Raw genomic sequence first — 9,130 nt, forward strand, 5'->3', positions numbered from 1 at the left:
GACTTATTATGAGCAAAGAAGAATACCGTATTGAAAGTGATACGATTGGTCCAGTAAAAATTCCTAAAGATGCATTATGGGGTCCACAAACAGAACGCAGCCGCAATAATTTCCCAAGTGGTGAATTAATGCCATTAGCTATTATTCGAGCATTTTTGCAGTTGAAAAAGGCTGCTGCTCAATCAAACGTTGAAGTGGGGGATGAACCTAAAGAAAAAGGTGCCGCAATAGAAGATGCCATTGACCAGCTCTTAAAGCTAGATGATGTTGATTTGCGCAAAGATTTTCCATTGCACGTTTTGCAAACTGGTTCTGGTACCCAAAGTAATATGAATGTTAATGAAGTTGTTGCTAATTTAGCTAATAAGCTCCATCCAAGTTTAGACATCTTGCCAAACGATGATGTCAATCGGGGACAATCATCTAATGATACTTACCCAACTGCAATGAATATTGTGGCCGTTGAAGCTTTGGACAAGTTAGAACCAGCTATTCAACATTTGATTGATGAATTAAAGATTAAGCAAGACAAATATTGGAAGACAGTTAAGGTTGGTCGGACTCACTTACAAGATGCAACACCTGTTACCTTTGGTCAAGAAGTATCTGGTTATATTTCAGCTTTGAAGCATGATTTAGCTTATATTAAGGAACTAAAGCCAACCTTGTACGAATTAGCAATCGGCGGGACAGCTGTTGGTACAGGATTAAATGCTGCACCAGGAATGACTGAAAAGATTGCTGGTAAGTTATCGGAAGTTTACGGTCATACTTTTGAAGTTAAGACTAATAAATTCTGGGGCTTAGCTCATCATTCCGGTCTTGATGTCGTTCATGGTGCATTGAAGACTTTAGCTGCTGATATGTTCAAGATTGCTCAAGATATTCGTTTCTTAGCTTCAGGTCCTCGTGCTGGCTATCATGAATTAAATATCCCTGCTAACGAACCAGGATCATCAATCATGCCGGGTAAAGTTAATCCAACACAAGCTGAAGCTGTTACAATGGCTGCTGCTAAGGTATTTGGTAATGATACAACAATTACTTTTGCTGCTTCACAAGGTAATTTTGAAATGAATGTCTTTAAGACAGTAATGATTGCTGCATTTTTAGATTCTTGTGATATTTTAACTGGTACAATCACTGGGTTTGCTGATAAAATGGTTGCTGGTCTAACTGTCAATTCTGCAAGAATGGACGAATTATTGGAAGATTCATTGATGACTGTAACTGCCTTATCACCACATATTGGTTACCATGACGCTGCTAAGATTGCCCAGGCTGCTGATAAAGAAGGTACTACCTTGAAAGAAGCAGCTTTAAAGAGCGGTAAAGTTACGGAAGCTCAATATGATGAGTGGATGGATTACATGCAAATGACCAATATTGACCGGACAAAACCTGAAGAATAAATAATAGAGGAGAAATATGGCAAAATTTATTTTTACCCCAAATCAAAGTTCTGAAATCAAAAGCGATTATGATGCAGTAATTGTTGGTGCTGGTGGTGCTGGTCTGACTGCTGCTATTCAAGCACACGAATTAGGCTTAAATGTCGCAATTTTTGAAAAAAATGATGCATTAGGTGGTAACACTAACCGGGCGTCATCTGGGATGAATGCTTCTGAAAGTTTAGTGCAATTAAATGACGGTATTATTGATAATAAAGAAGATTTTTACCAAGAAACCTTAAAGGGCGGCGGTTTAATGAACGATCGCGACCTTTTGCGCTACTTTGTCGATCATTCGGCAATTGCTATTAGTTGGTTGATGGAACATGGAATTGAATTAACCAATTTAACGATTACTGGTGGAATGAGCAAGAAGCGCGCTCACCGTCCAGCATCAATGGCTCCAGTTGGCGGGTACCTTGTTACAGGTTCTTTGAAGCAAGTTCAAAAGGATAACATTCCAGTTTTCAATAATTCTAAAGTAATTAAGTTAATTGAAAATGATGCAAAACAAGTTACTGGAATTGAAGTTGAAACTGATGCTGGTGTTAAAACTGTTAATGCTAAAGCAGTCATGCTTGCTTCAGGCGGTTTTGGCGCTTCTAAAGAAATGATTAAAAAGTATCGTCCAGATTTAGCTGAGTATAAAACAACTAACCAACCTGGTGCTACTGGTGACGGTTTGAAACTGGCAAGTACAATTGATGCCCAGTTAGAGCAAATGGACTTTATTCAAGTTCACCCAACAGCTCAAACTGATACCGATCACGTTTACTTAATTGGTGAAGGTCTTCGCGGTGAGGGGGCAATCTTAATTAATCAAGCTGGACAACGGTTTGTTAACGAATTAAATACTAGAAAGATTGTTTCTGATGCAATTACTAATTTACATGAAGATGGTGCTTATTTAGTATTTGACCAAGGTATTCGTGATAACTTTACTGCAGTTGAATTTTACGATCATGTTGGTTTAGTTAAACATGGTGATACACTTGGTGACTTGGCTCAAGAAATGGGCGTTGATGCTGCTAATTTGGAAGTAACAGTTTCAGATTGGAATAAAGCTGTTGCTGCTAAAAATGATACAGAATTTGGTAGAACAACTGGAATGGATCGTTCAATTGACCAGGGTCCGTACTATGCTATTCATATTCATCCAGCAATTCACTACACGATGGGTGGAATTCACATTACGCCAAAAACTGAAGTTTTGGATACAAATGGTAACATCATCAAGGGCTTATATGCTGCTGGTGAAGTTTCAGGCGGATTACATGGAAACAACCGAATTGGCGGTAATTCAATTGCTGAGACCGTTGTTTTTGGTCGGCAAGCTGGTATTCAGATGACTGAGTTTGTCCAAAAAAATAACAAGTAATTTATTAATAAAATTGATCACAAAGAAACTATCTCAAATGAGATAGTTTCTTTTTTTGTCCAAAATAATGCAGCAGATCAGCTTAATTGCAATATTTAAAAATAAAATTATTTATTTCAAATATTGCAAAACAAATTAATCAGATTTATAATAATTTGTGTAATTAAGTACAATGTTTTTAAATTTTTGAAAGGAAACTTGACTATGAACAGAAAAGTATTACTTGTCGGTGATGGTGCAGTTGGCTCAACTTTTGCTAACGATTTACTTCAACATACAAAAGTAAATGAATTAATTATTGCTGATGTTGTGAAGAAGCGTCCAATTGGAGATTCAATGGATCTTGAGGACATTATTCCCTTTGCAGGTGAATGCAACATCCATCCAGGTGAATATTCTGACGCAAAAGATGCTGACGTTGTAGTTATTACTGCTGGTGTGCCACGTAAACCTGGTGAAAGCAGATTAGATTTGGTTAACAAGAACGTCAACATTTTAAAGAGTATTGTTCAACCAGTTGTTGATTCTGGCTTTAATGGTGTTTTTGTAGTTTCTGCAAACCCAGTTGATATTTTGACTACTTTAACCCAAAAATTGTCAGGTTTCCCTAAGAATAAAGTTATTGGCACAGGTACTTCTCTCGACTCAGCTCGTTTACAGGTTGAATTAGCCAAAAAGTTAAACGTTCCAGTTTCAAATATTAACTCAATGGTTTTGGGTGAACATGGTGACACATCATTTGAGAACTTCGATGAATCCGTAGTTGCTGGCAAGGCATTGCGTGATTATGATGAAATTAATGATGACGTTTTAGCTACTATTGAAAGTGATGTCCGGCAAAAAGGCGGCAACATTATTGAAAATAAAGGTGCTACTTTCTATGGTATTGCTGTGATGTTAGCGCAAATTGTTGGCGCAATTTTGGATAATCACGCGATTGTTTTGCCATTGTCCGCACCAATTAATGGTGAATATGGTATTAAACATGACCTTTACTTAGGTACACCAACGGCTATTGATGGCACAGGCATTAGTCATGTTATTGAAGCAAAATTATCAGATGAAGAAAAGGCTAAAATGCTTAATTCAGCCGATAAAATGCAGGAAGTTCTAGCAGGTGTTAATTTAGATTAAAGAGGCGGTTTTAATGGAAGATGGCAAGCGAATTTTTTTAAAAAGAGAATTGCCAGATGCAGATGTAATTAAAGCATATACAGAATTACCTTCATCCAATGTGGCTGACTGTATGAACAGAACAGGTGCAATGTCACCCCGAATTAGGTTAATGTCGAAACCTAAAAAGGAAATGTGTGGTCCAGCTTTTACTGTTCATAATCGACCAGGCGACAACTTGACAATATTTGCTGCATTAAAATATTGTCACCCAGGCGATGTGGTTGTGATTGACAACGAAGGCGATAATACTCGTGCCATTATTGGTGAAGTAATGATGACGTGGTTACGTGATCAAAGACATGTTGCCGGAGTTGTTATTGACGGTCCAATGCGTGACATTGATACATTAAGAGATTGGGATTTACCAATTTATGCAGTTAGCACAACACCTAATGGTCCTTATCGCGAAGGTCCTGGTGAAATTAACGTGCCAATTTCATGTGGCAATACCAGTGTTTATCCCGGTGATATTATCTTAGGTGATGCTGATGGCGTTGTTAGAGTGGGTCGCGAAGATGCTGCGGAATTATTACCAAAGGTTCAAGCTTTTCATAAAGAAGATGATGCTAAAGCTGCAAGTTATCATGATGGTACTGGCAATTTAGACTGGGTTGATATTAAGCTTGCCGAAAAGGATTACAAGATTATTGACGATATATATCGCCTTTGAATATTAAAGAAGGATAATTATGAAAACTTTAGAAAAAGTGAATTATAAGGGTTTTATTTGGCCTTTAATAATTGGAATTGTCCTGTGGTGTATTACACCTTGGCGACCAGCCGGGTTAACACCACAAGCTTGGGAAATGTTTGCCGTCTTTGTTGCGACAATTGTTGGTTGTATCACAAAGCCGCTGCCAATTGGGGGAACAACCTTAATTGGTCTGATTGTAACTGTTTTGGTTGGACTTGCGCCAATTGGCGATGTTGTTGATCCCAAAACAGGCGTTGTTACCAAGGGTATCTTGAGTGCCTTCAGTAATTCAGCTGCATGGTTAATTGCGATGGCTTTCATTATGGCCTATGGCATTAGCAAAACTGGTTTAGGTAATCGGATTGCTTACTGGATGATTCGGCGTTTTGGTAAAAAGTCAATCGGAATTGGTTACGCAATTACTGGTTTGGAATTAATTTTAGGAGCTTTAATTCCTTCTAACAGTGCTCGTACTGGTGGTGTTGTTTGGCCAGTTACTAAGTCGATTTCAGAAAGTTACGGTTCAAAGCCAAATGATCCATCACGAAAGAAGATTGGTGCATATTTGGACTTTATGGCCTTCCATGCTAACACAATCTCAACAGCATTGTTTATTACTGGTGCGGCACCAAACTTGGTTGCTTCACAAATGGCTGCCCAAAAGGGTTATAACATGAGCTGGATTAGTTGGTTTATCGCCGCATTAGTTCCAGTAATTGTTGCCACGATTGTTGTTCCAATTGTTATTTACAAGATTTTTCCACCAGAGATTAAGGAAACACCTAATGCTAAAAAATGGGCTGATGACCGGTTAACAGAAATGGGACCAGTATCAACACCTGAAAAAATCATGGCTGGTGTCTTCTTGATTGCAATTATTCTTTGGGTTTTATCCGGAATTATTAAGATTCCACAATTAGATTCTACTTTTGTTGCTTTCTTAGCTGTTGGTTTGCTTTTGTTAACTGGCGTCTTAACAATGAACGACGCCTTAAAGCAGACTGGTGCTTGGAATATTCTGATTTGGCTGTCAATCTTAGTCTTTATGGCTGGTAAACTGATTTCCTTTGGCTTCATTGATTGGTTCTCCAAGACAATCCAAACAAGTTTGCACGGTGTTAGTTGGCAAATTGTACTGCTAATCTTAGTCATTTTGATGTTCTATACTCACTACTTCTTTGCCAGTGGGACTGCTCATATAACAGCACTTTACTTACCATTCTTATCGGTTGCGGTTGCAACTGGTGCGCCACTTAAATTAGCTGCAATGCTGCTTGCATTCACTGGTGCAATCAACGCTTCAACCACTCACTACGCTAATGGACCTGCATCGATTTTAGCTACGACAGGTTATGTCAAACAAGGCGAATGGTGGAAGATGAACTTTATCTTAGGAATTATTTATCTGCTAATCTTTGGTGTTGTCGGAACATTATGGATGAAAGTCATTGGTATGTGGTAAGGAGTAACAACAATGGATTTTACCACTAACGATGGTATTCGATTGCATTATTACGATACAGGTGAAACTAAACCTGCAATTGTTGCCATACCAGGCATTGGTGGTTCAAGTCAGATGTGGCTTGATGTTATTAAGTTATTTAAAAATGATTTTCGCTTCATTGTTTTAGATCCCCGCAATCAGGGTTTGTCGCAAAGAACTTATCAAGGACAGAGAATTAGCCGGCATGCTCAAGATTTAGCAGAATTACTGCAAAAGCTTGATTTACATGATGTAATTGGCATTGGCAATTCAATGGGTGCAGCTACTCTGTGGGCGTATGTTTCTTTATATGGCAGTACACGATTACGGGCAATCGTTGACTTAGATCAGCCGCCTAAAATGATTCGTGATCAAACTTGGCAGTACGGCTTCAAAGAACTAACATGGGATAATTATCCTGAATATTTAAAAGTAGACTTTGGCAATGCTTTTTATGCTCATATTGATAATGAAATGTTTGCAAAAGCCAAAAAAGAAGCTGAAGAGCATCCTTATCTTGCTGAAGATAATTATCTTTGCTTAATCGATCATGCAGAGCAAGATTGGCGCGACGTCATAATGGATATGCCGGTACCAATGCTTGTCTTGGCAGGGAAAAATTCACCGTTTTTTGATTATCATTTTGCATTTCAAATGCAAAACTTGAATCCTAAAATTCAGGTTAAAATTATCGATAATTGTGGGCATCTAATTCAAGCTGAACAGCCACGTGTTATGTATCACGAAATTAGTGATTTTTTAAAGGAAGCTACCCAATGGACCAAATAGTAGATCTTTATTTAAGCGATCAAGCAGTACAGACCAAATGGGAGCGATTATTACTGAAATTAGGTCTAAGCAATTTTAGTTCTCGCGAAGTTAATACCATTGACCATACTTTAGGTATTGTTGATGATGAAGGTCAGTTAGTGGGAACAGGTAGTGTTTCTGGCAATGTTTTAAAATATATTGGTGTTTGCAATCAAGGCGCAACTCCCGGCAGTCGCTTTAATCAAATTGTGACGGCTTTACAGCAGTACCAGTTTAACCGCAAGATTTTTCATAATTTTGTCTTTACTAAAACGCAATACTCGATCAGTTTTCAACATCTTGGTTTTACGGAATTGGCGCATACTGAGCAAGCTGCTTTTTTAGAAAGTGGTACACCAGATGTAAATGACTTTTTAGCAGCAATTCCACGAATTCCAAATCAAAGTTCTAAGAAGGTAGCCGCGATTGTCATGAATGCTAATCCGTTTACTTTGGGTCATCGCCAGCTTGTTCAATTGGCTAGTCAAGAAAACGACTTAGTCTATGTCTTTGTTGTGGCAACTGATGCTTCTCTGTTTAAAACTAGCGAGCGAATGCAGCTAGTAAAGAAGGGAACTGCTGATTTAAAAAATGTCCTTGTCGTTAGCGGCGGTGACTACTTGGTTTCACAAGCCACTTTTCCGGCATACTTCTTAAAAACACCAGATGATTTAATTAAGACTCAGACTACAATTGATGCACGTGTTTTCAAAAATATTATTGCACCTAAGTTGTCAATCAACAGGCGATATTTGGGGACAGAACCTTTCTCACATACAACTAATTTCTATAATAAGAGTTTGATTAACGAACTCAGTCCTCAGATCAAAGTTAAGGTTGTGCCACGGTTTAGCAATAATAATCAAGTAATCACGGCTACTCAGGTAAGACGATTAATTAAAGTAGGAGACTTAGAAGCAATTAAGCTACTTGTTCCGGCTACGACAATGGACTTTATTAAAGGTAATCAAAAAATTTTACAAACTAGAATTCAGAAAGGAATGAATATTAATGGAAATTAAAACAATTGGAGTCGCAGGAACTTTAGAATCCTCAGACATCCAAATCATGATTTCTAAAGGCAATGACGGTATTCAAATTGACTTAGATTCAGAAGTAATTAAGGCATATGGTGATCAAATCAAAAAGGTAATTACAGATACCTTGAATAAATTTGGCATCAATAATGCAAAAGTTAAAGCAACTGATAAAGGCGCACTTGACTGTGTTATTGCTGCACGTACTTTAGCAGCAGCACAAAGAGCAACTGAAACTACTGATAAACCAGAATTGGAGGTATTGCAATAAATGACTTACGTAAAGAATCGTTTACGTCGGACGATGATGTTTGTACCCGGCAATAATCCAGCAATGGTTAAAGATGCTGGTATTTATGGTGCAGACTCAATTATGCTTGACTTGGAAGATGCAGTTTCTTTAACTGAAAAAGATGCTGCTAGAATGCTTGTTTATAACGCAATTAAGCACGTTGATTTTGGCGGTGCGGAAATTGTTGTGCGAATTAATGGTCAAGATACACCATTTTACGACGAAGACGTTAAAGCAATGGTTAAGGCAGGCGTTGATGTTATCCGTTTACCGAAAACAGAATCAGCTGAAATGATCCAAAAGTTAGTTAAGGATATGGAAAAAGCTGAAGAAGAATATGGAGTTGAAAAAGGTTCAATTGGTGTTATGGCAGCGATTGAAAGCGCCAAAGGTGTTTTAAATACGCCAACCATTGCGACGTCAACACCGTTAATGATGGGACTTGCCGTTTCTGGTGAAGATTATACTGCTGATATGCATACACATCGTTATCCAGATGGACGTGAACTGGAATTTGCTCGGAATATGGTTTTACAATCAGCTCGGGCAGCTGATGTTTATGCTTTTGACACGGTCTTTTCAAATATGAAAGATACCGAAGGTTTTTATCGTGAAACTAGATATATCTATGAGCTTGGTTATGATGGTAAATCACTAGTTAACCCTCGGCAAATTCCAATGGTTAACGAAGTATTTAACCCATCTAAAGAAGAAATTGAAAACGCCAAAAACGTTCAGAATGCGATTAAAGAAGCTAAAGCCAAAGGTTCAGGTGTTATTTCAATGAACGGTAAAATGGTTGATAAACC

Annotated in this window: 9 protein-coding genes; all 9 read left to right on the forward strand. The window is 38.0% G+C overall.

Annotated elements, in window-relative coordinates; translation table 11 throughout:
• Positions 1–8 precede the first annotated feature (8 nt).
• Positions 9–1,412 (forward strand): class II fumarate hydratase, encoded by a 1,404-nt coding sequence (locus PT281_RS04570; protein WP_277152470.1) that lies wholly within the window; start codon positions 9–11, stop codon positions 1,410–1,412.
• Between the two features lie 16 nt (positions 1,413–1,428).
• The gene (locus tag PT281_RS04575; RefSeq protein WP_277152472.1) at positions 1,429–2,829 is read left to right on the forward strand and encodes a flavocytochrome c; all 1,401 of its coding nucleotides are present in this window, start codon (positions 1,429–1,431) and stop codon (positions 2,827–2,829) included.
• Between the two features lie 204 nt (positions 2,830–3,033).
• Positions 3,034–3,963, forward strand: coding sequence for an L-lactate dehydrogenase (locus tag PT281_RS04580; RefSeq protein ID WP_277152473.1), 930 nt, complete (start codon positions 3,034–3,036; stop codon positions 3,961–3,963).
• A 13-nt stretch (positions 3,964–3,976) separates the two neighbouring features.
• Positions 3,977–4,675, forward strand: coding sequence for an RraA family protein (locus PT281_RS04585; RefSeq protein ID WP_277152476.1), 699 nt, complete (start codon positions 3,977–3,979; stop codon positions 4,673–4,675).
• Positions 4,676–4,694: 19 nt separating this feature from the next.
• Positions 4,695–6,161 (forward strand): DASS family sodium-coupled anion symporter, encoded by a 1,467-nt coding sequence (locus PT281_RS04590; RefSeq protein WP_277152478.1) that lies wholly within the window; start codon positions 4,695–4,697, stop codon positions 6,159–6,161.
• Between the two features lie 12 nt (positions 6,162–6,173).
• Positions 6,174–6,971: an alpha/beta hydrolase gene (locus PT281_RS04595; protein ID WP_277152480.1), complete on the forward strand. Its 798-nt coding sequence runs from the start codon at positions 6,174–6,176 to the stop codon at positions 6,969–6,971.
• Entirely contained in the window at positions 6,959–8,014 is a 1,056-nt protein-coding gene (gene citC / locus PT281_RS04600) for a [citrate (pro-3S)-lyase] ligase (protein WP_277152481.1), read from the forward strand. The genes PT281_RS04595 and citC overlap by 13 nt, the downstream gene beginning before the upstream one ends.
• On the forward strand, positions 8,004–8,300 hold the full coding sequence (gene citD / locus PT281_RS04605) for a citrate lyase acyl carrier protein (protein ID WP_277129577.1): 297 nt from the start codon (positions 8,004–8,006) through the stop codon (positions 8,298–8,300). The genes citC and citD overlap by 11 nt, the downstream gene beginning before the upstream one ends.
• Positions 8,301–9,130: aldolase/citrate lyase family protein (locus PT281_RS04610; RefSeq protein WP_277152483.1), on the forward strand; the 830-nt coding region annotated here is incomplete at its 3' end.

It is taken from the genome of Lactobacillus sp. ESL0701, from assembly GCF_029433445.1.
Lineage (GTDB): Bacteria > Bacillota > Bacilli > Lactobacillales > Lactobacillaceae > Lactobacillus.

Coding starts and splice junctions, on each gene's coding strand:
- PT281_RS04570 (WP_277152470.1), top strand. CDS start 9: ATGAGCAAAGAAGAATACCGTATTGAAAGTGATACGATTGGTCCAGTA.
- PT281_RS04575 (WP_277152472.1), top strand. CDS start 1,429: ATGGCAAAATTTATTTTTACCCCAAATCAAAGTTCTGAAATCAAAAGC.
- PT281_RS04580 (WP_277152473.1), top strand. CDS start 3,034: ATGAACAGAAAAGTATTACTTGTCGGTGATGGTGCAGTTGGCTCAACT.
- PT281_RS04585 (WP_277152476.1), top strand. CDS start 3,977: ATGGAAGATGGCAAGCGAATTTTTTTAAAAAGAGAATTGCCAGATGCA.
- PT281_RS04590 (WP_277152478.1), top strand. CDS start 4,695: ATGAAAACTTTAGAAAAAGTGAATTATAAGGGTTTTATTTGGCCTTTA.
- PT281_RS04595 (WP_277152480.1), top strand. CDS start 6,174: ATGGATTTTACCACTAACGATGGTATTCGATTGCATTATTACGATACA.
- citC (WP_277152481.1), top strand. CDS start 6,959: ATGGACCAAATAGTAGATCTTTATTTAAGCGATCAAGCAGTACAGACC.
- citD (WP_277129577.1), top strand. CDS start 8,004: ATGGAAATTAAAACAATTGGAGTCGCAGGAACTTTAGAATCCTCAGAC.